The 23,511-nt window shown below is 67.1% G+C and carries 22 protein-coding genes; 17 read left to right on the top strand and 5 right to left on the bottom strand.

Annotation, left to right across the window (positions count from 1 at the left end; translation table 11 throughout):
* Nucleotides 1–141 precede the first annotated feature (141 nt).
* Together CS1GBM4_RS10260 and CS1GBM4_RS10265 are read left to right on the top strand one after the other, a co-directional pair.
* Complete coding sequence (locus tag CS1GBM4_RS10260; protein ID WP_186418600.1) at nucleotides 142–2,574, top strand: autotransporter domain-containing protein; 2,433 nt, start codon at nucleotides 142–144, stop codon at nucleotides 2,572–2,574.
* Between the two features lie 207 nt (nucleotides 2,575–2,781).
* Entirely contained in the window at nucleotides 2,782–3,501 is a 720-nt protein-coding gene (locus tag CS1GBM4_RS10265; RefSeq protein ID WP_186418601.1) for a hypothetical protein, read from the top strand.
* Nucleotides 3,502–3,627: 126 nt separating this feature from the next.
* Here CS1GBM4_RS10265 and CS1GBM4_RS10270 read toward each other — a convergent pair whose 3' ends face one another.
* Nucleotides 3,628–3,969 (bottom strand): hypothetical protein, encoded by a 342-nt coding sequence (locus CS1GBM4_RS10270; protein ID WP_186418602.1) that lies wholly within the window; start codon nucleotides 3,967–3,969, stop codon nucleotides 3,628–3,630.
* 341 nt (nucleotides 3,970–4,310) lie between these two features.
* On the opposite strand from CS1GBM4_RS10270, the gene CS1GBM4_RS10275 reads away from it, so the two are divergent.
* The 8 genes from CS1GBM4_RS10275 to CS1GBM4_RS10310 all read left to right on the top strand — a co-directional run bounded on the left by CS1GBM4_RS10275 (nucleotide 4,311) and on the right by CS1GBM4_RS10310 (nucleotide 13,958).
* Complete coding sequence (locus CS1GBM4_RS10275; protein WP_186418603.1) at nucleotides 4,311–6,296, top strand: AMP-binding protein; 1,986 nt, start codon at nucleotides 4,311–4,313, stop codon at nucleotides 6,294–6,296.
* Complete coding sequence (locus CS1GBM4_RS10280) at nucleotides 6,293–7,108, top strand: ABC transporter ATP-binding protein (protein WP_186418604.1); 816 nt, start codon at nucleotides 6,293–6,295, stop codon at nucleotides 7,106–7,108. Before CS1GBM4_RS10275 ends, CS1GBM4_RS10280 begins: the two co-directional genes overlap by 4 nt.
* Before the next feature lie 187 nt (nucleotides 7,109–7,295).
* Nucleotides 7,296–8,210 carry a branched-chain amino acid ABC transporter permease gene (locus CS1GBM4_RS10285; RefSeq protein WP_186418660.1) on the top strand — a complete coding sequence of 305 codons (915 nt, stop codon included), beginning with the start codon at nucleotides 7,296–7,298 and terminating at the stop codon, nucleotides 8,208–8,210.
* Between the two features lie 168 nt (nucleotides 8,211–8,378).
* On the top strand, nucleotides 8,379–9,458 hold the full coding sequence (locus CS1GBM4_RS10290; protein ID WP_186418605.1) for a branched-chain amino acid ABC transporter permease: 1,080 nt from the start codon (nucleotides 8,379–8,381) through the stop codon (nucleotides 9,456–9,458).
* 161 nt (nucleotides 9,459–9,619) lie between these two features.
* Nucleotides 9,620–10,948, top strand: coding sequence for an ABC transporter substrate-binding protein (locus tag CS1GBM4_RS10295; protein ID WP_186418606.1), 1,329 nt, complete (start codon nucleotides 9,620–9,622; stop codon nucleotides 10,946–10,948).
* A 192-nt stretch (nucleotides 10,949–11,140) separates the two neighbouring features.
* A complete protein-coding gene (locus CS1GBM4_RS10300) occupies nucleotides 11,141–11,989 on the top strand; it encodes an ABC transporter ATP-binding protein (protein WP_186418607.1) in 849 nt (282 codons plus the stop codon).
* Nucleotides 11,990–12,018: 29 nt separating this feature from the next.
* Nucleotides 12,019–12,702: a zinc metallopeptidase gene (locus CS1GBM4_RS10305; RefSeq protein ID WP_186418608.1), complete on the top strand. Its 684-nt coding sequence runs from the start codon at nucleotides 12,019–12,021 to the stop codon at nucleotides 12,700–12,702.
* A gap of 23 nt (nucleotides 12,703–12,725) precedes the next feature.
* Nucleotides 12,726–13,958: an AMP-binding protein gene (locus CS1GBM4_RS10310; protein WP_186418609.1), complete on the top strand. Its 1,233-nt coding sequence runs from the start codon at nucleotides 12,726–12,728 to the stop codon at nucleotides 13,956–13,958.
* Nucleotides 13,959–13,961: 3 nt separating this feature from the next.
* Here the strand turns inward: CS1GBM4_RS10310 and ung are convergent, their stop codons facing one another.
* Together ung and CS1GBM4_RS10320 are read right to left on the bottom strand one after the other, a co-directional pair.
* Nucleotides 13,962–14,660 (bottom strand): uracil-DNA glycosylase, encoded by a 699-nt coding sequence (gene ung, locus CS1GBM4_RS10315; RefSeq protein WP_186418610.1) that lies wholly within the window; start codon nucleotides 14,658–14,660, stop codon nucleotides 13,962–13,964.
* On the bottom strand, nucleotides 14,657–16,177 hold the full coding sequence (locus CS1GBM4_RS10320; RefSeq protein WP_186418611.1) for a bifunctional UDP-sugar hydrolase/5'-nucleotidase: 1,521 nt from the start codon (nucleotides 16,175–16,177) through the stop codon (nucleotides 14,657–14,659). The genes ung and CS1GBM4_RS10320 overlap by 4 nt, the downstream gene beginning before the upstream one ends.
* 149 nt (nucleotides 16,178–16,326) lie before the next feature.
* On the opposite strand from CS1GBM4_RS10320, the gene hemH reads away from it, so the two are divergent.
* Entirely contained in the window at nucleotides 16,327–17,364 is a 1,038-nt protein-coding gene (hemH, locus tag CS1GBM4_RS10325; protein WP_186418612.1) for a ferrochelatase, read from the top strand.
* A 42-nt stretch (nucleotides 17,365–17,406) separates the two neighbouring features.
* On the opposite strand, the gene CS1GBM4_RS10330 is transcribed toward hemH, so the two are convergent.
* Complete coding sequence (locus CS1GBM4_RS10330) at nucleotides 17,407–18,306, bottom strand: alpha/beta fold hydrolase (RefSeq protein ID WP_186418613.1); 900 nt, start codon at nucleotides 18,304–18,306, stop codon at nucleotides 17,407–17,409.
* A gap of 45 nt (nucleotides 18,307–18,351) precedes the next feature.
* Here CS1GBM4_RS10330 and CS1GBM4_RS10335 point away from each other — a divergent pair, with 45 nt between their 5' ends.
* The 6 genes from CS1GBM4_RS10335 (at nucleotide 18,352) to CS1GBM4_RS24750 (ending at nucleotide 21,980) form a co-directional block, all read left to right on the top strand.
* Nucleotides 18,352–18,924: a MarR family winged helix-turn-helix transcriptional regulator gene (locus CS1GBM4_RS10335; protein ID WP_186418614.1), complete on the top strand. Its 573-nt coding sequence runs from the start codon at nucleotides 18,352–18,354 to the stop codon at nucleotides 18,922–18,924.
* Between the two features lies 1 nt (nucleotide 18,925).
* Nucleotides 18,926–19,906, top strand: coding sequence for an SPFH domain-containing protein (locus tag CS1GBM4_RS10340; RefSeq protein WP_186418615.1), 981 nt, complete (start codon nucleotides 18,926–18,928; stop codon nucleotides 19,904–19,906).
* Nucleotides 19,907–19,908: 2 nt separating this feature from the next.
* Nucleotides 19,909–20,355, top strand: coding sequence for an NfeD family protein (locus tag CS1GBM4_RS10345; protein ID WP_186418616.1), 447 nt, complete (start codon nucleotides 19,909–19,911; stop codon nucleotides 20,353–20,355).
* Between the two features lie 366 nt (nucleotides 20,356–20,721).
* Nucleotides 20,722–21,249 (top strand): L,D-transpeptidase, encoded by a 528-nt coding sequence (locus tag CS1GBM4_RS10350; RefSeq protein WP_186418617.1) that lies wholly within the window; start codon nucleotides 20,722–20,724, stop codon nucleotides 21,247–21,249.
* Nucleotides 21,250–21,407: 158 nt separating this feature from the next.
* A complete protein-coding gene (locus CS1GBM4_RS10355) occupies nucleotides 21,408–21,725 on the top strand; it encodes a DUF2853 family protein (protein ID WP_186418618.1) in 318 nt (105 codons plus the stop codon).
* Between the two features lie 123 nt (nucleotides 21,726–21,848).
* Nucleotides 21,849–21,980 carry a hypothetical protein gene (locus CS1GBM4_RS24750; RefSeq protein WP_280177702.1) on the top strand — a complete coding sequence of 44 codons (132 nt, stop codon included), beginning with the start codon at nucleotides 21,849–21,851 and terminating at the stop codon, nucleotides 21,978–21,980.
* 128 nt (nucleotides 21,981–22,108) lie between these two features.
* On the opposite strand, the gene CS1GBM4_RS10360 is transcribed toward CS1GBM4_RS24750, so the two are convergent.
* Nucleotides 22,109–23,410 (bottom strand): class I SAM-dependent methyltransferase, encoded by a 1,302-nt coding sequence (locus CS1GBM4_RS10360; RefSeq protein WP_186418619.1) that lies wholly within the window; start codon nucleotides 23,408–23,410, stop codon nucleotides 22,109–22,111.
* Nucleotides 23,411–23,511 lie beyond the last annotated feature (101 nt).

Raw genomic sequence — 23,511 nt, forward strand, 5'->3', positions numbered from 1 at the left:
TAGCTCCGTGCTGATCGTGCGCGCGCCGATACGCGCTCTGGTTGCCACCAGATCACGCCCTCGCTACGCTGCGCCACCGATCGGTTGAGGATGACTCTCGCGATGAATTCGACGGGACGGGGTCGCGGCGGCAGCCCTCGCTTGGCCGGGCGCCTGCTCGTCGCGGTCATGGCATCTGCCGTGCTTCCAGCCACTCGGAGCCTGGCGGCGGATACCGTATTCACCGGGCAGCAGACGGCGAGCGGCCAGCTCAGCGCTCAACAATTCGATCGAATTCTATTTTACGATCAAAGCAGTGCCGGCACCTCCATAATCGATAACGGCGGGACGGTGAACTTCTATAACAACAGCACTGCCGGAAATGCGTTTATTTTCAACAGACACATGTTTGGCGCCGGAACCGTCACCTTCTACGACAATAGCTCGGCAGGCAACGCGACCCTGCCATCTCAGGGATATTTGATATTCACCGGTAATTCGACCGCAGCGAATTCGATAATAAATAGAACATTTGAAGCTTTCTCGTTCGAATTTCGAGAGAACAGCACCGCTGAGTATGCAACCATTGCCTCAGCTTTTCCGCTGTATTTCAAGGATAATGCCACAGCTGGAAATGCTCAGATCGAGAACGGTAGCGAGATCTATTTCTCCGGCAACAGCAACGCAGGCAATGCGGCAATCACCAACACCTATATGCGGATGGGAACTTATCCTCTCGTCGACTTTTCAGGCACATCGGGCCCGAATGGGAACGGCAAGGTATCCCTAGGCTCGATTTCGGGAATCGGCGTCGTCAATCTCGGCAGCAACGAGCTGACTATTGGCGGGAATAACCGATCAACGACGTTTTCCGGAGTTTTTGGAGGCTCTGCTGGCTCCCTGGTCAAGGTCGGCACGGGCACCCTGACCTTGACCGAAGTCAGCCTTTACACCGGCAATACGACTATTCAAGAGGGAACACTGGAAGTCAACGGCGGAATCTCCAGTTCGAACGTAATTGTCAACGGAGGAACGCTATCCGGATCCGGCCAGATCGGGTATCTGCCATATAACGCGAACGGATCGAATGTTTATGTCAATGCAGGCGGGACGATTGCACCCGGCAGCTCGATCGGGACCTTGACGATCAACGGTAACATAACCTTCGCAACCGGCTCGGCCTACCAGGTTGAAGTCAATGCAAGCGGTCAGGGCGACCGGCTCAACGTCACCGGCAGCGCGACGATCGCCGGCGGCACGGTGCAGGTGCTGGCCGAGAACGGCAATTATTCGGAGTCGACCAGTTACACGATCCTGACCGCCTCGGGCGGGGTCAGCGGCACCTTCAGCAATGTGACGTCGAATCTGGCCTTTCTCACTCCGTCGCTGAGCTATGGCGGCCAAGACGTCATCCTCAGCATGTCGCGCAACGGATTCACCTTCGCCTCGATCGCGCAGAGCGCCAATCAGGCGGGCATCGCGCGCGCGGCAGAGGCGCTGGGTGGCGGCAATTCAATCTACAACGCCCTGATCGGCGCCACCGCCGGCGAGGCCCGGGGCGGCTTCAATCTGCTCTCGGGCGAGGCGCATGCCCAGGGCATCAGCGTGATGATCGACGAGAGCCGATTGGTACGCGAAACGATCCTGGGCCATCTGCGCGGACCATTGCTGACCGCTCCCGCTAGCCAAGTCGCAGCGAGCTTCAGCGCCGATCTGCCGGGCCGCAAGGGCGCGGTCGTGATGCCGGCCCCGCTGCCGCAGCCGCGCTACGCGCTGTGGGGCAATGCTTTCGGCGGCACAGGCACCACGGACAGCAATGCCAATGCCGCCAGCCTCAGCCGCCGCAGCGGCGGCGCCCTGCTCGGCGCCGATTTCATGGTCCATGACGCGCCCGGCTCCGCGCTGAAGCTCGGCGTCGCCGGCGGTTACAGCCAGTCGCGCTTCGATCTCGATGCCCGCTTGTCCTCGGGCAAGCTCGAGAGCGGCCATGTCGCGCTCTATGCCGACGCCCGCTTCGGCCAGCTCAGGCTCGATACCGGCGCCGCCTATAGCTGGTCCGAAAGCGACATCCGCCGCCAGGTCCAGCTCCGCGGCTTCGGTGACCTGTTGCGGCTGCAGCGCTCCGGCTCGGTGACGCAGGGCTTTGCCGAGCTCGGCTACGCCTTCGCCTTCAGCGGCTTTGCGCTCGAACCCTTCGCGCAGCTTGCCCTGATCCGGGTCTCGACCAATGCCGGTACGGAGCGTGGCGGCGCCGCAGCGCTGCGGGTGTTCGGCAGCGACCAGACGCTCGGCTTCACCACGCTCGGCCTGCGCGCCGAAGCGCAGCTCGGCGCGATGCCGCTGTTCGCCCGGGCCATGCTCGGCTGGCGCCACGGCTTCGGCGATCTCACGCCACAAGCCAGCACCGCCTTCGTCGCCGGCACCACAATGGCCCGCGTCTTCGCCGCGCCGATCGATCGCGAGGCTCTGGTAGCCGAGGCAGGGCTTGACTGGCGCATCTCGCAAGCCGCCACGCTCGGACTGACCTACTTTGCCGCGGCGGGCGAGCGCTCGCGCGACCACGCCCTCAAGGGGAGGGTCGAGCTGCGCTTCTGACGGCAGCGAAAACCGTCGTCGCTTCGGCTTCTTCCAAGGCCAGTTCCGATGTCTCTCTTGCCGCGAATCCTCGCCTTCACCCTCTTGGTCTCCGCCGTCGGAATGTCTTGCGGTGACGCAGGAACAGGGCGTTCTCGGTGCTTTCGCCGACGTCCCGGTCTTCGTTGAGTCGGCCCATGCGCGAGGCCGCTCCTGCGACGACCTATTGTGCCGCAGCAGGAGTTGGCCTTTAGTCTTGAGTCTTGCGAAGTCTTCCGTTCACAAATTTCCCGGCTTGCAGACAGAATCCCGAAATCCGGCAGTGGATTTTCAAACTGGACTGGTCTTGAACAGGGGAGACGTCCGATGTTGAAGCACATGAGCGTGATCGCGGCGGTTTCACTCGCCTTGGCTTGCGCGGGCTGCGCGACGGGTCCGACGGTCACCAGCGAGACGGTCATCGTCGCCGGTGTCGGGCCGGTGGACGTCGAGCGGCTCGATGTCGAGGTCGCCGCCGTCAACCCGGCCGAGCGCATCGTCATCGTCAGGCAGGGCCGCCAGACATGGCCCGTCGCGGTGCCCGAGGTGTTCGGGAACCTTCAGAACATCAGCCCCGGTGACAGGGTCGAGGTTCGCCGCGTCGAAGGCGTGATCCTCGGAGCCAAGCGGGCGCGGAAGGGCGCCAAGCCTGCGATCATCTACTCGGAGGCGGCCGCCGACTCCTCCTTCCAGAACCTGCCGGAAAGATATGTCGTGCGATCGCTGACGGTGACGGCGAGGTTCGACAAATTCGATCCGGCGACGAATGTGGTGAACTATGTCGGACCGGCAGGAGCGCGGACCCATACCGTGTCGGATCCCGACATCCAGAACGATCTCCGCCGCCTGAAGCGGGGCGACATGGTCGAGCTGACCTTCGCCGAGGCCTTCCAGCTTCGGAAGCACTGACTCGCCGCTTGCCGCCGGATCTCGACACATCAGGCGCGACTTCGATCCGAAGGGGAGCAGGGATCGCGCCTGCCGCGGCAGGAACGCCGGCGGCCAAGGGCTGGAAGGACCCGCCCGCCGGCGGCGCTACGATCCTCCGGCCGGAGAAAAGAAGCACAGCAGCTCCCCGGCATCGTTCATGCACAGATGAAAGAACCCGTCCGGCGACAGGCGGGCCTTTCCGTAGGGGATGTCGAGGACTGCCGGCTGGCGCCGCTCCGTCGGCCACATCGGATGCCCGCCCGGTGCGATCGTCACGACGACGCCGGACGGCGTCTCGCGCACGGCGGCCGCCTCGATCCGGGCGCAATCGGCCTCCGAGCAGCATTCGAACGGATAATCCCAGCCGCTGGCCGCCCGATGCGCGCGCGTATCGCTCGCCCCTGCGGCGAGCAGCATCGCGATCGTGATCGAGCCAAATGGACGCATCGGCTGGTCCTCGCGTCGCGCCATCGGCCTGAACGCGCAGCTCGGACAGACAGCGCCGGCCCACTGAAACCGGCGCCTGCGAGCCTTGCGAAGTCGGGAAATTCACCCGGCAAATCGCGGGGCCGAAGGCCAAGCGAAACCTCGGCGGGACAATAGCGCCTCAAACCCATCTTGTCTGTCAAGTGGCTTCTTGCACAGCGTCGGGCCACCTGCAAAGCTTGCATGATCGCAGAAGAGCCTGGTCCGGTCAGCTTGCACGGCAGGCCGATCGGAACGGGCTCGGGGACTTCCGAGTCCGACAAACCCGCGGCAGACGGGGCGACAGGGTGGAGACGACGATCGTGGCAAGCGCAGCCGCCGGCCAGGCGGACACCTTTCCCAAGCTCCTGCTGCGCAATGCGCGGCAACGCGGCGGGCGCACGGCCTTCCGTCACAAGGATCTCGGCATCTGGCAGTCCTGGACCTGGGCCGAGGTCGCCGAGCAGGTCCGCGCCTATGCCAAGGGCTTCGAGCAGCTCGGCCTGAAGCGCGGCGAGAAGGTCGCGATCATCGGCTACAACCGTCCGCGCCTGTATTGGTCGATGGCCGCGGCACAGTGGCTGGGGGCGGTCCCGGTGCCGGTCTATGCCGACAGCGTCGCCGACGAGATGGCCTATGTGCTCGACCATGCCGGCGCGGTCTTCGCCTGCGTGCAGGATCAGGAGCAGGTCGACAAGGTGCTCTCCGTCGCCGAGCGCCTGCCGGCGCTGCGCCACATGCTCTATGACGAGCCGCGCGGCCTGCGCGACTACGATCACGCCAAGCTGCACGACATCGGCGAGGTGATCGAGTCCGGGCGCACCGCGCTCAGGGATCCGGCGGTCTCGGCTGCGCATGACCACGAGATGGAGCAGGGTCAGGGCTCCGACCTCGCCATCATCCTCTACACCTCCGGCACGACCGGGCGGCCCAAGGGGGTGATGCTCAGCCATTTCAACGTCATCACCGCCGCCGAGATCGGCTGCGCCTTCGACGGGCTGAACGAGACCGACGAGATCATCGCCTATCTGCCGATCGCCTGGGTCGGCGACCATGTCTTCTCCTATGCGCAGGCGATCATCGCCGGCTTCTGCGTCAACTGCCCGGAGAGCCCCGACACCGTCGTCGACGACCGCCGCGAGATCGGCACCACCTATGCCTTCGCGCCGCCGCGCGTCTTCGAGACCATGCTGACGCTGACCATGGTGCGCATGGAGGATGCCGGCCCGCTGATGCGCAAGCTGTTCCGTTACTTCCTCGGCGTCGCCAAGGCGCATGGCGAGAAGATCCTGAACGGCGAGCCGGTGCCGCTCGGCGCCCGCCTGCTCTACAAGCTCGGCGACATCCTGATCTATGCGCCGTTGCGCAATCGCTTCGGCCTCACCAACATCAAGGTCGGCTACACGGCCGGCGAGGCGATCGGCCCCGAGCTCTTCCGCTTCTATCGCTCGATCGGCGTGAACCTGAAGCAGCTCTACGGGCAGACCGAGGCCGGCGTCTACATCACCATGCAGCCGGACGGCGAGATCAAGGCCGACACGGTCGGCAAGCCGGCGCCGCAGGTCGAGATCAGGATCGCCGACAATGGCGAGGTGCTCTACCGCTCGCCCTCGATCTTCCGCGGCTACTACAAGGACGAGGAGAAGACCGCCGAGACGATGACGGCGGACGGCTATGTCCGCTCGGGCGATGCCGGCTTCTTCGACGAGAGCGGCCACCTCAAGATCATCGACCGCGCCAAGGATGTCGGCAAGCTCAGCTCGGGCGAGCTCTTCCCGCCGAAATACATCGAGAACAAGCTGAAGTTCTATCCGAACATCAAGGAAGCGGTCGCCTTCGGCCAGGGCCGCGACTACGCCACCGTCGCGCTCAACATCGACCTGACGGCGGTGGGCAACTGGGCCGAGCGCAACAACGTCGTCTACGCCTCCTATCAGGAGCTCGCCGGCCATCCGCTCGTCTACGATATGATGGCCGAGCACATCGACGAGGTGAACCGCTCGCTCGCCGCCGAGCCGATGATGGGCGGCGCCCAGATCAGGCGCTTCCTGATCCTGCACAAGGAGCTCGACGCCGACGACGGCGAGCTCACCCGCACCCAGAAGGTCCGCCGCGGCTTCATCGCCGAGCGCTACGCGCCGCTGGTCGAGGCGCTCTACAACGGCGCGACCGAGGCCGACATCTCGACGGAGGTGACGTTCGAGGACGGCCGCAAGGGCGTGATCTCGGCGACCGTCAAGATCCGCGACGCCAAGATCTATCCGGTCACGGCGCCGGTGGCCGCCCGGGCGGCGAAGGAGGCGGCATGAACGCGCATTCCACGGACATCGCCGGCGATCCGGTCACGCAGAAGGGCGAGGCGCTGCTCTCGGTCGAGAACGTCTCGCTGCGCTTCGGCGGCGTGAAGGCGATCACCGACGTCTCCTTCGACATCCGCAAGGGCGAGATCCGCGCCATCATCGGCCCCAACGGCGCCGGCAAGACCTCGATGCTCAACTGCATCAACGGCTTCTACCATCCGCAGGACGGACGCATCACCTACAAGGGCGTGCGCCGCACCAGGGTGAGGCCGCACCAGGCCGCCGCCGCGGGCATCGCCCGCACCTTCCAGAACGTCGCCCTGTTCAAGGGCATGTCGACGCTCGACAACATCATGACCGGGCGCACGCTGAAGATGCGCAAGGGCTTCTTCTGGCAGGCGCTGCGGCACGGCCCCGCCATGGCCGAGGAGATCGAGCACCGCAAGGTCGTCGAGGACATCATCGACTTCCTGGAGATCCAGCACATCCGCAAGCTGCCGGTCGGCAAATTGCCCTACGGCCTGCAGAAGCGCGTCGAGCTCGGCCGGGCGCTCGCCATGGAACCCGAGCTGCTGCTGCTCGACGAGCCGATGGCCGGCATGAACCTCGAGGAGAAGGAGGACATGTGCCGCTTCATCCTCGACATGAACAACCAGTTCGGCACCACCATCGCCCTGATCGAGCACGATATCGGCGTGGTCATGGACCTGTCCGACCGCGTCGTCGTGCTCGAATACGGCCGCAAGATCGCCGATGGCACGCCAGGCGAGGTCAAGACCGACCAGCGCGTGATCGACGCCTATCTGGGAGTGGCGCACTGATGACGGCCGCAGCCAAGGAGCACCGCGCATGAGCGACGTCGCCGCGCAGCCTGCGCCCAATCTCCTCGCCAAGGGCTGGGTCAAGTCCGGCCTGATCGTGGCCGCCCTCGTCGTCGCCGCGATCGTCGGCGCGCGCCTCGACCCCTCCGGCACGATCCACGCCATTTTCGTCGACCCGTTCAACCAGATGGCGCAGGCGCCCGACCTGCTCGTCCAGACGATCTGGGAAGGGCTCGTCTCCGGCGTGCTCTACGCCCTGATCGCGCTCGGCTTCGTGCTGATCTTCAAGGCCTCCGGCGTCTTCAACTTCGCCCAGGGCATCATGGTGGTGTTCGCGGCGCTGACCCTGGTCGGCCTCTACGAGAAGGGCGTCCCGGCTTTCATCGCCGTCATCCTGACGCTCGGCGTGATGTTCGTCCTCGCCGCGACCATCGAACGCGTGGTGCTGCGCCCGCTGGTCAACCAGCCCGACATCATCCTGTTCATGGCGACCTTCGGGATCACCTATTTCCTGATCGGCTTCGGCGAATCCGTCTTCGGCGGCAATCCCAAGCAGATGATCACCGAGCAGCTCTTCCTGCCCAAGGGCGCGATCGACCTGAAGATGCTGGGCGGCATCGTCTCGCTGCAGAAGATCGACATCGCCGCGGCGATCATCGCCTCGCTGATGATCGCGGTGCTCGGGCTGTTCTTCCAGTACACCCGCATCGGCCGCGCCCTGCGCGCCGTCGCCGACAGCCACAAGGCGGCGCTCTCGGTCGGCATCTCGCTCAACCAGATCTGGGTGATCGTCTGGTTCACCGCCGGCATCGTCGCGCTGATCACCGGCATCATGTGGGGCGCGCGCTCCGACGTCTCCTTCGCGCTCGAGATCGTGGCGCTGAAGGCGCTGCCGGTGCTGATCCTCGGCGGTTTCACCTCGATCCCCGGCGCCATCGTCGGCGGGCTGATCATCGGCATCGGCGAGAAGCTCGGCGAGTTCTACTGGGGTCCGCTGATCGGCGGCGGCATCGAGAGCTGGCTCGCCTATTTCATCGCGCTCGGCTTCCTGCTGTTCCGGCCGCAGGGCCTGTTCGGCGACAAGATCATCGAGAGAATCTGATGATCGTCCGCATCAACCACGCCGTCGTTCCGGGGCGATCCGCAGGATCGAGACCGGAGCCCGTAACCGCAGGTGGCGCCGGCAACGGCGCGACCTCTTCGCCAGCGACAATGTTCATGGATTCCGGGCTCGGCACTGCGTGCCGCCCCGGAATGACGAGGTGAGCCCGTGTTCTACCGCGAAGCCGGCCAATACAAGACCAACTACGCCGCCGACATGGCCGTGTTCCCGCTGCGGCAGGACCGGATCGGCATCGCCGTCATCCTGCTGATCGCCTTCGTCGGCGTCCCGCTCGCCGGCAACGACTTCTTCCTCTCCTCGGTGATGATCCCGTTCCTGGTGTTCTCGCTGGCGGCGATCGGGCTCAACATCCTGACCGGCTATACCGGGCTGATCTCGCTCGGCACCGCCGCCTTCATGGGTGTCGGCGCCTATTCCTGCTACAAGCTCACCACCTTCTTCCCCGGCGTGAACATCATCGTCCTGATCCTCTTGTCGGGACTGTTCTCGGCAGCGATCGGCGTTGTCTTCGGCCTGCCCTCGCTGCGGATCAAGGGTTTCTATCTCGCCGTGGCCACGCTCGCCGCGCAGTTCTTCCTGCAATGGGCCTTCGTGCGCGTGCCCTGGCTGTTCAACTACAACGCCTCGGGCGCGATCGAGGTGCCGCAGCGCACGCTGTTCGGCCTGCCGGTCACCGGCGCCGCCGCGACGCCCGAGACGCGCTATTTCGTCTGCCTCGGCCTCGTCGTGATGCTGACCTGGCTGGCCTCGAACCTCGTTCACGGCCGGCTCGGCCGCTCCTGGATGGCGGTGCGCGACATGGACATCGCCGCCGAGCTGATGGGCATCAAGCTGCTCAACGCCAAGCTGATCGCCTTCGCCGTCTCGTCCTATTTCGCCGGCGTCGCCGGGGCGATGATGATCTTCCTCTGGTATGGCGGCGGCGAGGCCAACGACGTCTTCACCATCCGCCTCTCCTTCAACATCTTGTTCATGGTCATTCTCGGCGGCCTCGGCTCGCTGATCGGCTCCTTCATGGGCGCCGCCTTCATCGCCAGCCTGCCGACCATCATGAAGTTCGGCCTGCCGGCGCTCGGCGTGCCGCTCTCGGGCGCGACGGCCGAGCACGTCACCTTCATGCTGGTCGGCGCGCTGATCATCATCTTCCTGATCGTCGAGCCGCACGGGCTCGCCCGGCTCTGGCAGATCGGGAAGCAGAAATTGCGGACGTGGCCCTTCCCCTACTGACCAGCGCGCTTTCCGTTTGGCTGGAACAGCCAAACGACAGGAATTCGCGCAAGGTCAAAGGGGAGACGGCCCAAGGACAACGATTCGCCGCAGACCCTTCAAGCGGCGGACAAGCGAAGACGGGACGGCTCGGCCGGGCCCGGCAACCACGGAGGAAGTCCATGACGAAGAGCAGCATCATCAGGAGCGCCGCGCTCGGCGCGCTCCTCGCCGCCGGCGCCGTCGCCGGCCCGGCGAGCGCGCAGGACACGATCTACTTCTCCAACAACGCCTATCGCACCGGCCCGTTCTCCGGCTCGGGCATCCCGATCGGCGACGGCATGCGCGACTACATCACCATGATCAACGAGCGCGACGGCGGCGTGAACGGCGTCAAGATCATCTATGAGGAGTGCGAGACCGGCTACGACACCAAGAAGTCGATCGAGTGCTACGAGCAGGTCAAGTCGAAGACCATCGTCTACAGCCCGTGGTCGACCGGCGCGACGCTGGCCGCGATCCCGCGCGCCCATGTCGACAAGCTGCCGATCCTGTCCATGGCCTACGGCCTCTCGGCCTCGGCCGATGGCACCAACTTCCCCTGGGTCTTCATCCCGCCGCTGACCTATTGGGACGGGGCCTCGGTGATGGTGAAGCACATGGCCGCCGAGCTCGGCGGCCTGGACAAGCTCAAGGGCAAGAAGCTCGGCCTGATCCATCTCGACGCCCCCTTCGGCAAGGAGCCGATCCCGGTGCTCGAGAGCCTCGCCAAGAAATACGGCTTCGAGCTCAAGCTCTATCCCGTGGCGGCGGCCGACATGCAGAACCAGGGTTCGCTCTGGCTCTCGATCCGCCGCGACCGGCCGGATTTCCTCTACAACCAGGGCTGGGGCGCGATGAACCCGACCGCGGTCAAGGAGGCGATCAAGAACAACTTCCCGATCGGCAAGCTGGTCGGCGTCTGGTGGGCCGGCGGTGACGACGACGCCCGTGCCGGCGGCGCCGAGGCGAAGGGCTACAAGTCGCTGAACTTCAACGCGGCCGGCCAGAACTTCCCGGTGATCCAGGACATCCTCAAGCATGTCGTGGAGAAGGGGAAGAGCACGACGCCGAAGGAGAAGGTCGGCGAGAACCTCTACAATCGCGGCGTCTACAACTCGATGCTCGTGGTCGAGGCGATCCGCACCGCCCAGAAGCTGACCGGCAAGAAGGTGATCACGCCCGAGGACATGCGCCGCGGCCTCGAGAACCTGAATGTCGACGAGGCCCGGCTCAAGGAGATCGGCATGGCCGGCTTCGCCTCCCCGGTGAAGGTCAGCTGCACCGACCATTCCGGCCACCACAAGGCCTATGTCGCCGAATGGGACGGCACCAAGTGGACGCAGAAGGGCGACTGGATCGAGCCGATGAAGGACGAGGTCCGGCCGCTGATCGAGGCGAACGCCAAGGACTATGTCGAGAAGGCCGGCAACTGGCCGAAGCGGACCGAGTCCTGCGAGAAGTCGTCCTGACCTGAACGGCTGATGCCGGGCTTCCCTTCTCCCCTTGCGGGAGAAGGTGGCTCGGCCGAGCCGAGACGGATGAGGGTCGCGCCGTCCTTTCGGCGGCTGCGGTTCTCGGAACCGACCTGAACGCGCGGCGCGCCCCCTCATCCGGCGCTGCGCGCCACCTTCTCCCGCAAGGGGCGAAGGGGAGGAGCCGCGATGTCGAGCCTCGTCTTGGAAAACAGCCCCGCCGCCGCCGCGGCGACGGACACCATCCTGTCGCTCAACAACATCGAGGTGATCTATGATCACGTCATCCTGGTGCTGAAGGGCGTCTCGCTACAGGTGCCGCGGAAGGGCATCGTCGCCATCCTCGGCGCCAACGGCGCCGGCAAGACCACGACGCTGAAGGCGATCTCGAATCTGCTCAAGGCCGAGCGCGGCGAGGTCACCAAGGGCTCGATCGTCTTCAACGGCGAGCGCGTCGACAAGATGTCCCCGAACGAGCTCGTCCGGCGCGGCTGCATCCAGGTCATGGAGGGCCGCCACTGCTTCGGCCACCTCTCGATCGAGGAGAACCTGCTCACCGGCGCCTTCACCCGCCGCGACGGCAACGCCGCGATCAGGCGCGACCTGGAGAAGATCTACGAGCTCTTCCCGCGGCTGAAGCAGCGCCGCGGCTCGCAGGCCGGCTACACCTCCGGCGGCGAGCAGCAGATGTGCGCCATCGGCCGCGCCATGATGTCGAAACCGAAGATGATCCTGCTCGACGAACCGTCCATGGGGCTGGCGCCGCAGATCGTCGAGGAGATCTTCGAGATCGTCCGCCGGCTGAACGATCAGGAGGGCGTCTCCTTCCTCGTCGCCGAGCAGAACACCAACATGGCGCTGCGCTACGCCACCTATGGCTACATCATGGAGACCGGCCGCGTCGTCATGGACGGCGAGGCGAAGATGCTGCGCGAGAACGAGGACGTGAAGGAGTTCTATCTCGGTGTCGCCGAGGGCGCGAAGAAGTCCTTCCGCGAGGTCAAGAGCTACAAGCGCCGCAAGCGCTGGCTGTCTTAGTCCGGCCGCCGCGCGGGGCATTCCGGCCCATGCTCTATCTCGTCCTCGCCCTCTTCCTCCTCGCGCTGATCCTCGGTCCGCAAGTCTGGGTCCGCCACGTCATGCACAGGCACGCCGCCGACAGGCCCGATCTGCCCGGCACCGGGGGCGAGCTCGCGCGCCATCTGCTCGACCGCTACGGGCTGACGTCGGTGGACGTCGAGGCCATCGCCACCGGCGGCGACCATTACGACCCCGGCGCCCGCGCCGTGCGGCTGTCGCCCGGGAACCATGACGGCCGCTCGATCACCGCCGTCGCAGTCGCCACGCACGAGGTCGCGCATGCCATCCAGCACGCGCAGGGCAGCCGGCTCTTCGCCCTCCGCACCCGCCTCGCCCGCCTGCTCGGCACGGTCGACAGGATCGCCATGGTGATGCTGGTCACCCTACCGGTCGTGATGATCGTCGCGCGCGTGCCCGTCCTCGGCCTGGTCCAGTTCGGCGCCGTCGTCGCCCTGCTCGGTCTCGGCGTCGTCGTGCACCTGCTGACGCTGCCGGTGGAATTCGACGCCAGCTTCGGCAAGGCGCTGCCGATCCTCGGCTCCGACGGATATCTCCATCCGGACGACATGCCCGCGGCCCGCGGCGTGCTGCGGGCCGCGGCGCTGACCTATGTCGCAGCCTCGCTGACGGGGCTGCTCGACTTCCTGCGCATCCTGCGCGTCATCCGATAGACCGGTCCGCGAGGGCAAGAGCGATGAAGCAGCACTATGACGATCTCGAGACCCGTCCGCCCGAGATGCGCGAGGCCGACCTGTTCGCCAGATTGCCGGCCGTGCTCGCCGCCGCGCTGGCGACCCCGGGCTATGCCGCGCATCTGAAGGGCGTCGATCCGGCTGCCGTCAACGACCGCGCGGCGCTCGCGAAGCTCCCGGTGCTGCGCAAGGCCGAGCTGCCGGCGCTGCACAGGAACGATCCGCCCTTCGGCGGCTTCGCCACCGCGCCCCTCGGCTCCTTCGGCAGGCTCTTCACCTCGCCCGGCCCGATCTTCGAGCCGGAGGGCACCGGCATCGACCCCTGGGGCACCGCCCGCGGCCTTTATGCCGCCGGCTTCCGCGCGGGCGACGTCGTCCTCAACACCTTCGGCTATCATCTGACGCCCGGCGGCTTCATCATGGATTCCGCCGCGCGCGCTGTGGGCTGCGCCGTGATCCCGGCCGGCCCCGGCAACACCGAGCAGCAGATGGAGGTGATCGGCGCCTACCGGCCGAGCGCCTATACCGGCACGCCCGACTTCCTCAAGCTGCTGGTCGAGGCCGCCGACAGCCGCGGCGTCGACGCCTCCTGCCTGAAGCGGGCCATCGTGTCCGGCGCCGCCTTCCCGCCCTCGCTGCAGGCCTGGGTGCGCGAACGCGGCATCGACGCTTACCAGCTCTACGCCACCGCCGACATCGGCCTGATCGCCTACGAGACCGGCGCGCGCGACGGCATGGTTCTGAACGAGAACCTGATCGTCGAGATCGTCCGCCCCGGCACCGGCGATCCCGTCGCCGAGGGCGAGGTCGGCGAGATCGTCGTCACCAATCTCGATCCGCATCACCCGCAGATCCGCCTCGCCGTCGGCGACCTCACCGCGATCCTGCCGGGGATGAGCGCCAGCGGCCGCACCAACCAGCGGATCAAGGGCTGGCTCGGCCGCGCCGACCAGACCGCCAAGGTCAAGGGCATGTTCGTGCGACCCGAGCAGGTCGCCGAGATCGCCCGCCGCCACGCCGAGATCGCCAAGCTCCGCCTCGTCATCGGCCGCGCCGACGAGCTCGACACCATGACGCTCAAGGCCGAGATCTATGCCGAGCCGAAAGGCTTCGTCGACGCCGTCTCCTCGACGCTGCAGCAGGTGACGAAGCTGAAGGGCACGGTCGAGATCCTGCCGCTCGGCGCGCTGCCGAACGACGGCAAGGTCATCGCCGACGAGCGGCCGGTCGGATAGCCGTCACCAGGCCACCGGCTCCTCCCCCTTCTCCACCAGCCAGGCATTCGCCCGGCTGAACGGCTTCGAGCCGAAGAAGCCGCGCCGCGCCGAGAGCGGCGAGGGATGGGCGCTGGCGATGACGAGATGCCGGCTCTCGTCGATCAGGGCGCGCTTCGCCTGCGCCGGAGCGCCCCAGAGCATGAACACCACATGCGGCCGACGCTGCGAGATGGCGGAGAGGATCGCATCCGTCACCGCCCGCCAGCCGAGGCCGAGATGCGAGCCCGCCTGCGTCGCGCCCTCGCGCACGCTGAGCGCGGTGTTGAGCAGGAGCACGCCCTGCCTGGCCCAGCCGGAGAGATCGCCCCGGCCGATGGCCACGGCGCCCAGATCCTCGCCGAGCTCGCGGTGGATGTTGACGAGCGAGCGCGGCAAGGGCGCCGGCCCGACATAGGAGAAGGCGAGCCCGTTGGCATGGCCGGGCGTCGGATAGGGGTCCTGCCCGAGGATGACGACGCGCACCGCATTGAGCGGCGTCAGGGCGAGCGCCGCGAGGAAGCGCTCCGGCGCCGGCGCGACGACGTGGCCGGCATCCCGCTCGGCGTCGACGGCGGCGCAGGCCTGCATCACCGTGCCGTCGGCGAAGACGGGAAGATCGCGCCAGGAGGCCGCGGCGGGCGAGGCGAGGAAGGCGTCGAGCGCCGCGCAGAATCCGCTCACTTCAGGACGGCTCGTCCCTCGACCTTGGCGTCGACCGTGCCGAGCCGGCGCAGATAGACCATCACCTCGTTCGCCATCAGCTTGCCGTCGGTCAGGCCGATCAGCGTCCTGCCGCGGCCGAGCGCGCTGTAGCCGTCGCCGCCGGCGAGCATGAAGTTGTTGGAGGCGACCGTGTACTTGGCCGCGGGGTCGATCTCCTTGCCGGCGACCTTCACCGAGGTGACGCGCGAGCCCTGCGGCTGCTTGAGGTCCGCCTCGAAGGTCAGCCCCGAGACCACCGGGAAGCGTCCCGCGCCCTGCGGCGCGTCGCGCAGGCCGTTCTCGATCGCGTCCTTCACGTCCTTGCCGGTGATCTCCACCATCACCGTGGCGTTGCCGAATGGCAGCTCGCTCAGCACGTCGCGCCGCGTCAGCTTGTGGCCCGGCGCATACTGCTTGTTGGCGCGGATGCCGCCCGCATTGGTGATGGCGAGCTGCGCGCCGGTCGCCGCCCGGATCGCATCGGCGATCAGGTTGCCGATCGCGGTTTCCTGGGTGCGGATCATGCCCGTGCGCGAATCGAGCGGGGAGGCCAGCGTCGCGATCTCGACGTCGAGCTCCTTCGACAGCTCGGTCTCGTAGCCCTTCACGATGGCGGCGACCTCCGGGTCGGGCGTCGCGGCGCGGCTGTCGTTGACGCGGAAGGTCGGCGTCCATTCGACACGGCGATTTGCGCCCTCGCCCGAGACCTTGGCGGCGATGTCGATCGCGGTGACGTAATTGCCCTCCTCGTTCGACTCGACCATCACCACCTTGCCGTCATAGGCGATGGCGAGATCGTGGTCGTGTCCGGTGAGCAGGATGTCGACGACGCGCGAGCGCACGATCTCGTAGTCCATCGCCCGGTCGGCATGCGCCACGGCGACGAGGATGTCGGCGCCTTCCGATTTCAGCTTGCGCGCCTCGCGCCGCAGCGCCTCCATGGTCGAGGAGAACTTCAGGTCGCCCGGATTGGAGAGCTGCGGCGTCGGGTCGAAGGTGGTGCCGATCACGCCGACCTTGATCCCGCCGAGCTCGAAGATCTGCGAATCCTTGTGCCCCGGCAGGAGATTGCCGGCGGCGTCGCGGAGATTGGCCGCAAAGGTGGGATAGGTCTGGGCCGCAGTGAGCTTGAGATAATTCTCCTTGCCGAAGTCGAATTCGTGGTTGCCGGGGACGAAGACGTCGAGCCCCATCTTGTTCTGCATCGCGACGATATGGGCGCCCTGGTCGAAGCCCGACATCAGCGAGGGCGAATAGCAGTCGCCGGCATGGGCGAAGAGCAGCGGCACGCCGCGCGCCCGCTCGGCCTTGGCGATGCCGGCGACCCGGGCGAAGCCGCCCCTGCCCTTGTCGTCGCCCATCTTGTAGATGTCGTTGACCAGCAGCAGCGTGAAGCTCGGGGCGGGCGCCTGCGCCTTCGCCACCGGCGCGGTGGCGGCGAGAGCTGCGGGAGCGCCGAGGACGCGAAGCGCGTGGCGGCGGGTCATCTTGGTCATCGGCGCGAACCCCTGCGGTTTTGATGTCGAAGACTAGCAAGAGCCTTGCCGTCTTGCGAGACCCCGCTCACGCGATGTCGCACCCGGCGCGGCCCGACTGGACGAAACCCGTAACTCGTCTAAATCACAGGCGAACGAAAGCGGATGTGATGAACCTCGAGACCCGTTTGCCGCCCGACCACCCGAAGATCAGAAGCGGCCGCATCGGCGTGCTGCTGATGAATCTCGGCACGCCCGAAGGCACCAGCTACCGGCCGATGCGGGCCTATCTCAAGGAGTTCCTCTCCGACCGCCGCGTCATCGAGGAACCGCGCTGGAAATGGTGGCCGATCCTCAACCTGATCATCCTGTCGACGCGCCCGGGCCGGAAGGGCAAGGACTACGCCTCGATCTGGAACAATGAGCGCGACGAGGGCCCCCTCAAGACGATCACGCGCTCGCAGACCGAAAAGCTGGCGGAGCGGCTGAAGGGCCTCGCCGGCGACCGCATCACCGTCGACTGGGCGATGCGCTACGGCCTGCCCGACGTGAAGAGCCGGCTCAAGGCCTTGCTCGACCAGGGCTGCGACCGCATCCTTCTGGTGCCGCTCTATCCGCAATACGCTGCGCCGACCTCGGCGACCGCCTGCGACCAGGCCTTCCGCGCCCTGATGGAGATGCGCTGGCAGCCCACGGTGCGGGTCGCCCATCCCTACTACGCCGACCCGAGCTATATCGACGCGCTCGCCGCCTCGATCCGTGCCTCGCTCGCCAGGCTCGATTTCGAGCCGGAGGTGATCCTCTGCTCGCTGCACGGCATGCCGAAGGAATACCTGCTCAAGGGCGACCCCTATTATTGCCAGTGCGCCGTCACCGCCCGGCTGCTGCGCGAGAAGCTCGGCCTGTCGGAGGAGCGCTTCCGCCTGACCTTCCAGTCGCGCTTCGGCCCCGACGAATGGCTGCAGCCCTATACCGACGAGACGGTGAAGGCGCTGGCGCAGGGCGGGACCAGATCGCTCGCCATCGTCGCACCCGGCTTCTCGGCCGATTGCCTGGAGACGCTCGAGGAGCTCGACGTCGAGAACCGCGAGATCTTCCTGCACAATGGCGGCAAGGACTTCGCCTATCTGCCCTGCCTCAACGATTCCGAGGAGGGCATGCGGGTGATCGAGACCGTGGTGCGTCGGGAGCTGATGGGCTGGGTGTGAGGCAGGCGCGGGAAGCGCCCCCGCTTTTCCAGGGAGAAGGGGCTATCCGACCACGAAGCGCGTCACCGCCTCCACCACCGGCTTCGCCTGCAGGATGCGCCGGTGTCCTAGCCCGCTCGTCTCCTGCAGCGTCACGAACGGTCCGGCCGCCGCCAGGGCTTCGGCGTGGTGGAAGCCGAGCTCCCGGTCCTGCCGGTCGTGGATCACCAGGGTCGGAAGCCCGAGCGCGGCGAGCTGCTCGCGGCCTTCGAAAGCCTCGACCGGATTGCCGGCGACGCTGTGGATGCGTCGCTCCAGCGCCGCCTGGCCGCGCCGGCCGAGCCCGATCGTCGCGCCGAAATTGCGCGTGATCGTCGTGACCGAGGACGGCGCCGCGACCAGCGCGAGCCGGCCGGCCTTGACCCGCGGCTGGCCCGGAACGCTGCGCGCCAGCCCCGCCAGCGCGATCGCCCCGCCGAAGGAATGGCAGACGATCGCATGCACCGGCGCGAAGACGCGCGCCACGGCGGCGAGCGCCGCGACGCCGAGCGGGATGTTGAGTTCGGCGCCCGTCGAGGTGCCGTGCGCCGGCATGTCGAAGGCGACGACGCGGAAGCCCTGCGCCAGCAGCGGCGCGACGAAGGCGCTCATGAACGCCGCCTCGCTGTTCCAGCCATGCAGCAGGATCACCGTCGGTGCCGGCCCATCGCCATCTTGCAAGCGGGGCTCCGGTTCGAACAGATAGCTGCTGACCGTCCCGCACGGATAGGATACCGCCTGCCTGATCGCGGGCGCGAGCCGGGCGCGGGCGGCGATGATGGCTTTGCCGTTGCGGCTCTGTGGCCCGGGCGGACGCGGCGGGGTACAGAACAGCTTGAAGGCGGCGTGACCGGCGGTGCGTGGGGCGATGAAGCTGCCGATGCGGACGAGAGGGCGAATGACGCGAAGGGCTGCGCTGGGCATGACCGGAAATCCCGTTCGTTCAGTCTTGAACTATTATGTTCAGCCATGAACAAAAAGCAAGCCCCGATATCCGCGCCTGGAACTGAGCCGGCCGGCGCCGGCCGCTCCGCGCTGCCCTGGGATCTGCCCCGCTTCAAGAACTGGCTCGCGGTCGCCCGCATGCACCAGCTCTGGAAGAGGGTCTTTTCCGAGGCCCTGGCGCCGCTCGGCATTCAGCTCGCCCATTACGACGTGCTCGCCAACGTCTTCCGCACGCCCGGGCTGACCCAGCAGGCGCTGGCCGAGAAGCTGCTCGTCGGCCGCAGCGCCATGAGCATGCTGCTGCCCGAGCTCGAGCGGCGCGGGCTGATCGAGCGCCGCAACGACGAGACCGACCGGCGCGTGCGCCGGCTCTGGCTGACGCCCGAAGGCGAGGCGCTGACGCGCGCGGCGCTGGCGATCCACACCGCCAGGATCGAAGCCATGATGGGCGTGCTCAGCGACGAGGAATGCGGCAAGGTCGGCGAGATGATGTGGCGGATCGTCGGCCATCTCGAAGGCAAGCCGGCACGCGAGCCTGCGTCAGACGCCCGCAAGCCCACGCTCGAACCAGCCTCCCGGACCGGATTGGAGAGTTGAGATGAATCCCACTGGCTTCGACATCGTCGTCGTCGCACTGGTCGCGCTGGTCATCCTGACGATCGCCCTCGGCGTGCGCACCATCCCGCAGGGCTACAACTACACGGTCGAGCGCTTCGGCCGCTATTCGCGCACCCTGGGCGCCGGCCTCGGCCTGATCGTGCCCTATGTCGAGCGGATCGGCCACAAGGTGAACGTGATGGAGCAGGTGCTCGACGTTCCCTCGCAGGAGGCGATCACCAAGGACAATGCCGGCGTGCGCATCGACGCCGCCGCCTTCTATCAGGTGCTCGACGCCGCCAAGGCCTGCTACGAGGTCGCCTCGCTCGGCCAGGCGCTGATGACCCTGACCATGACCAATATCCGCACCGTGGTCGGCTCGATGGACCTCGACCAGCTGCTCTCGCATCGCGACGAGATCAACGAGCGGCTGCTGCGGGTGATGGACGCCGCCGCCTCGCCCTGGGGCGTCAAGGTCACCCGCATCGAGATCCGCGACATCCTGCCGCCGGCCGACATCGCCGGCGCGATGAACCGGCAGATGAAGGCGGAGCGCGAGAAGCGCGCCGCGGTGCTCGAGGCCGAAGGCCAGCGCCAGGCCGAGATCCTCAAGGCGGAAGGGCAGAAGCAGGCGCAGATTCTCGCCGCCGAAGGCCGCAAGGAAGCGGCGCTGCGCGACGCCGAGGCCCGGGAACGCCTCGCCCAGGCGGAGGCTACCGCGACCGCCATGGTCAGCGAGGCGATCAGCCGCGGCGACATCCAGGCCGCCAACTTCCTGATCGCCGAGCGCTATACCGACGCGCTGAAATCGATGGCGAGCGCCCATAACAGCAAGCTGGTGATCGTCCCGGTCGAGGCCGCGGCGCTCGCCGGCACCGTCGGCGGCATCGCCCAGCTCACCCGGGCGGTGTTCGGCGAGGAGGCGGCGGCGAGCCGGCGCGGCGGCTCCGTCCCCGCGGCCGGCCGGCCCGCGGAGGGCTGAGCATGCTCGACTGGTTCGCGTCCTTCGGCGGCTGGGCCTGGATCGTGCTGGGGCTGATCCTCGTCGGCGGCGAGATGCTGGCGCCCGGCGTCTTCCTGCTCTGGCTCGGCCTCGCCGCGCTCCTGACGGGAGCCGTGGTCGGCCTGACCAGCCTCGCCTGGCAGGGCGCCTGGCTGGTCTTCGCCGCGCTTGCGATCGCCAGCGTGCTCGTCGGCCGCGTCGTCACCCGCCACCGCAGCGAGGAACCCGACACCGCCTCTGGCCTGAACGATCGCGGCCGCCAGCTGATCGGCAGGGTCTTCAGGCTGGAGACCACCATGACCGGCGGTGAAGGCCGCATCCGGGTCGGAGATTCCTCCTGGCGCGTCACGGGCCCGGAATTGCTGGCCGGTACCGAGATCCGCGTCGTTCGCGTCGAGGGCGCCACTCTGGTGGTCGAGAAGGCCTGAGCCCCGACTCCGGCGCAGCATTCCGCAAACCCCTCGGAGCCGCTTAACGCACCGTTCACGCCAGCAGGACTCCGCCATGGACCGTGCCGGCCGGCTCCGTCATGACGGAGCCGGGACCGCTGGACGTCGGCTGGCCGGCGGGCCCGGAGGATTCCGTCATGAGCGTTCCGCACGGCCCGATCGACCTGCTCCTCGCCGCTCTGTTGTCGCTGCTGCTGGCGGCGATCGCAGCCGGCATCGCCATCGCCTGACCGGGGCTCGGCTCCGATTCATCATGAATCGACGGTTCACCATGCTGCTGAACCGCGGATTCACCGGCTGTCGCCCAGATGCGCCCGATATGTCGGGACTCGAAAGGAGACGGCCATGACGGACCGCAGCGGATCGATCGATCTCATCGCCGCCGCGGCGCTCTCGCTGCTGATGCTGCTGACGGCGCGCGTCGCCGAAGCCCGCGAGGTCGTCGACTTCCCCGATTATCGCTATCAGCCCGGCACCATCCTGATCCGCACCGGAGAGCGCAAGCTCTACTTCATCGCGGCGCCGGGACAGGCGCTGCGCTACACCATCGCCGTCGGCAAGGCCGGCAAGCAGTGGCGCGGCGTCAAATATGTCGAGGAACTCGTGGTCGAGCCGGCCTGGAGCCCGCCGGCCGAAGTCAAGCGCGACAATCCGCGGCTGCCGGACGTGATTCCGGGCGGCGCGCCGAACAACCCGATGGGCGCGCGCGTCATCGGCCTCGGCCCCGGCGGCCAATATGCGATCCACGGGACCAACAACCCGCGCTCGGTCGGCACTGCCGCGTCCTATGGCTGCTTCCGCATGCACAACAGCGACGTCATCGATCTCTATGCCCGCGTCCGCATGGGCACCCCGGTGGTCGTCACGCCCTGAGCCGGATCCGACCCGGAAAATTCCGATTTCCGCGGAGATTCCGGTCGCTTTTGGCGCTGGCGCCCCTCGCCTGCGGCCGGAAAGCCGGATATCGTTTTCCCGGGGCGCAAGGCTTGAGTCCCGCGCCTTCGAATCGATATGTCTCAGAGGGGTACCCGATGGATCATCTCGCCGACGTCAAGAAGTTCGCCAAGAAACCCGTCAACGAGGCCGCCCTCGCCGGCATGAGCAAGGCCTATGCGCTGGTGATGAGCAAGCCCGACACCCGTTACGTCGCTTGCACGGACCCCACCGAACTCGAGCGCGTCCGCGAGAACTTCCTGAAGAAGAAGCTCGGGCTGAAGGGCACGGACCTCGATGCGACCATCAAGGCGACCTGCGAGCACATGAAGGCCGACAACACCAAGTCGCGCCTGACCTTCTACTATCTGCTGGCCGAACATTACGGCAAGCTCGACGGTTTCGTGAAGAAATAGCCCCCGCCGGGCTTCGTTGCATGGCGCCCTGTCGGGCGCCATTCGCGTTTCCGGAGCCGCCGGCGAAAACCACGCAGAGCGCCCCAAGGCCGGAGCAGGAACGATCCGCTCTCGGGGATTTCGATGTTCACGCTCTCCCGCTCCGCTCTCGCCGGCCACGTCCAGACGCTCTTCACCCTCGCCGAGGCCGCCTTCGCCTCGATGATCGTCTTCGGCGCAGGCCTCGCCTTCGGCGCTACGATCGGGTTCTTTTGAGGCCGCCGTGCCGGGCGCGCCTGCGCCCGCCGCCGCGCCCGCCCGTCCGCATCTCGCGATCGGGCGCCCTCGTCAGAGCCGCCGGATCTCGCGCGATGCGCATCGCCGCCGCCTGAACGCCTCCACGCTCAGCGGTAGAGATCGGCGCGCGTCAACGGCAGGCCGGAGGCACCCTTGCGCCGCTTCGACACCAGCGTCTGGTTGACCAGCGCACCGCCGCGCTCGAAGGCGAGCGAGCACCCGGCCAGATAGATCAGCCACATCCGGGTCCGCTCCGGCCCGATTTCCGCTTCCGCCTCGGCCCGTCTGGCGTTCAGCCGCTCGAACCACAGCCGCGTCGTGCGCTGGTAGTGCTCGCGCCAGCCTTCGACATCGTGGACCTCGAAGCCATGGCGCTCGAGATTGGCGATCGACATGCCGAGATGGTCGAGCTCGCCCCCCGGGAAGATGTAGCGGACCAGGGCGCGGTATTCGGCCGGCATCTTGTTGAAAGCGCGCTCCGTCTTCTTGGCCCGCCGCGAGATCGCATGGTGCAGGTAGAGCCCGCGCGGCTTGAGCAGCCGGTTGACCGCCTGGAAATAGGTGGGGTGGTTGCGGATTCCGACATGCTCGAACATGCCGATCGAGGAGATCTTGTCGAACTCCCCCTCCATCTGGGTGAAGTCCTTGAGATGGAGTGTGACCTTGCCCTGCAGGCCGAGCGCCTCGACCCTGTCCCGTGCCAGCTTGAGCTGCTCCTCGGCCAGCGTCACGCCATGCGCCTCGACGCCATAATGCTGCGCGGCGTAGCAGACCAGCGCGCCCCAGCCGCAGCCGATGTCGAGCAGCCTGTCGCCCGGCTTCAGGCGCAGCTTGCGGCAGATCATCTCGAGCTTGTCGGTCTGCGCCCGCTCGAGGTCGTGATGATCCTGCGTGAAATAGGCGCAGGTGTAGACCATGCGCTCGTCGAGGAAGAGCCGGTAGAAGGCGTTCGAGACGTCGTAATGATGCGCGATGTTGGCCTTGTTGGTCGAAGGTTTGCCGTCGCGGGCGATCTCGTCGCCGCTGATATGCTCCACCGCCGGCGGCGCCTGCCCCGGCGCGAAGATGAAGCGCCTGACCACATCGAACACGGCAGCTTTGGGGATGCCGCGCGCCAGCCGGCCGACCTTGCCCTCGGGGCGTGCCGCGGCGAGATCGAAGATCGTGCCGTTCTCGATGGCGATCCGGTCGGCCACATGCAGGTGCAGCAGCGTGTCGAGCTTCGGCTTGCGCAGCAGCGCCGCCACGACGCCGGCGTCGCGGAGCGCGATCATCAGCCCGTCCGCCGGCCAGCCCGCCGGCACGCGCGAGCCGTCCCAGAGCGCAAAGCCGAGCCTGAGACCGAGTTTGTCATGGGCCTCGGTCAGGAGCCGCCGCAGCGCCTCGATCCTCTTGCCGTCGCTGGTCATGCCCTGCCTGTTCCCATCGTCGCGGGCGAACCTCTTAGCGCGGTTTCCGGCCGACCGGAATCGGGACGCCGGGCCGACGGGGACATGCGCTGCCGCCGCCT

Source organism: Allobosea sp. CS1GBMeth4, assembly GCF_900185715.1.
GTDB lineage: Bacteria > Pseudomonadota > Alphaproteobacteria > Rhizobiales > Beijerinckiaceae > Allobosea.

Excerpts from the sequence above, each read along its gene's own strand:
- CS1GBM4_RS10270 (WP_186418602.1), bottom strand. The coding sequence starts at position 3,969 with ATGCGTCCATTTGGCTCGATCACGATCGCGATGCTGCTCGCCGCAGGG.
- CS1GBM4_RS10280 (WP_186418604.1), top strand. The coding sequence starts at position 6,293 with ATGAACGCGCATTCCACGGACATCGCCGGCGATCCGGTCACGCAGAAG.
- CS1GBM4_RS10285 (WP_186418660.1), top strand. The coding sequence starts at position 7,296 with ATGGCGCAGGCGCCCGACCTGCTCGTCCAGACGATCTGGGAAGGGCTC.
- CS1GBM4_RS10295 (WP_186418606.1), top strand. The coding sequence starts at position 9,620 with ATGACGAAGAGCAGCATCATCAGGAGCGCCGCGCTCGGCGCGCTCCTC.
- CS1GBM4_RS10300 (WP_186418607.1), top strand. The coding sequence starts at position 11,141 with ATGTCGAGCCTCGTCTTGGAAAACAGCCCCGCCGCCGCCGCGGCGACG.
- CS1GBM4_RS10305 (WP_186418608.1), top strand. The coding sequence starts at position 12,019 with ATGCTCTATCTCGTCCTCGCCCTCTTCCTCCTCGCGCTGATCCTCGGT.
- CS1GBM4_RS10310 (WP_186418609.1), top strand. The coding sequence starts at position 12,726 with ATGAAGCAGCACTATGACGATCTCGAGACCCGTCCGCCCGAGATGCGC.
- CS1GBM4_RS10320 (WP_186418611.1), bottom strand. The coding sequence starts at position 16,177 with ATGACCAAGATGACCCGCCGCCACGCGCTTCGCGTCCTCGGCGCTCCC.
- hemH (WP_186418612.1), top strand. The coding sequence starts at position 16,327 with ATGAACCTCGAGACCCGTTTGCCGCCCGACCACCCGAAGATCAGAAGC.
- CS1GBM4_RS10330 (WP_186418613.1), bottom strand. The coding sequence starts at position 18,306 with ATGCCCAGCGCAGCCCTTCGCGTCATTCGCCCTCTCGTCCGCATCGGC.
- CS1GBM4_RS10335 (WP_186418614.1), top strand. The coding sequence starts at position 18,352 with ATGAACAAAAAGCAAGCCCCGATATCCGCGCCTGGAACTGAGCCGGCC.
- CS1GBM4_RS10340 (WP_186418615.1), top strand. The coding sequence starts at position 18,926 with ATGAATCCCACTGGCTTCGACATCGTCGTCGTCGCACTGGTCGCGCTG.
- CS1GBM4_RS10345 (WP_186418616.1), top strand. The coding sequence starts at position 19,909 with ATGCTCGACTGGTTCGCGTCCTTCGGCGGCTGGGCCTGGATCGTGCTG.
- CS1GBM4_RS10350 (WP_186418617.1), top strand. The coding sequence starts at position 20,722 with ATGACGGACCGCAGCGGATCGATCGATCTCATCGCCGCCGCGGCGCTC.
- CS1GBM4_RS10355 (WP_186418618.1), top strand. The coding sequence starts at position 21,408 with ATGGATCATCTCGCCGACGTCAAGAAGTTCGCCAAGAAACCCGTCAAC.
- CS1GBM4_RS24750 (WP_280177702.1), top strand. The coding sequence starts at position 21,849 with ATGTTCACGCTCTCCCGCTCCGCTCTCGCCGGCCACGTCCAGACGCTC.
- CS1GBM4_RS10360 (WP_186418619.1), bottom strand. The coding sequence starts at position 23,410 with ATGACCAGCGACGGCAAGAGGATCGAGGCGCTGCGGCGGCTCCTGACC.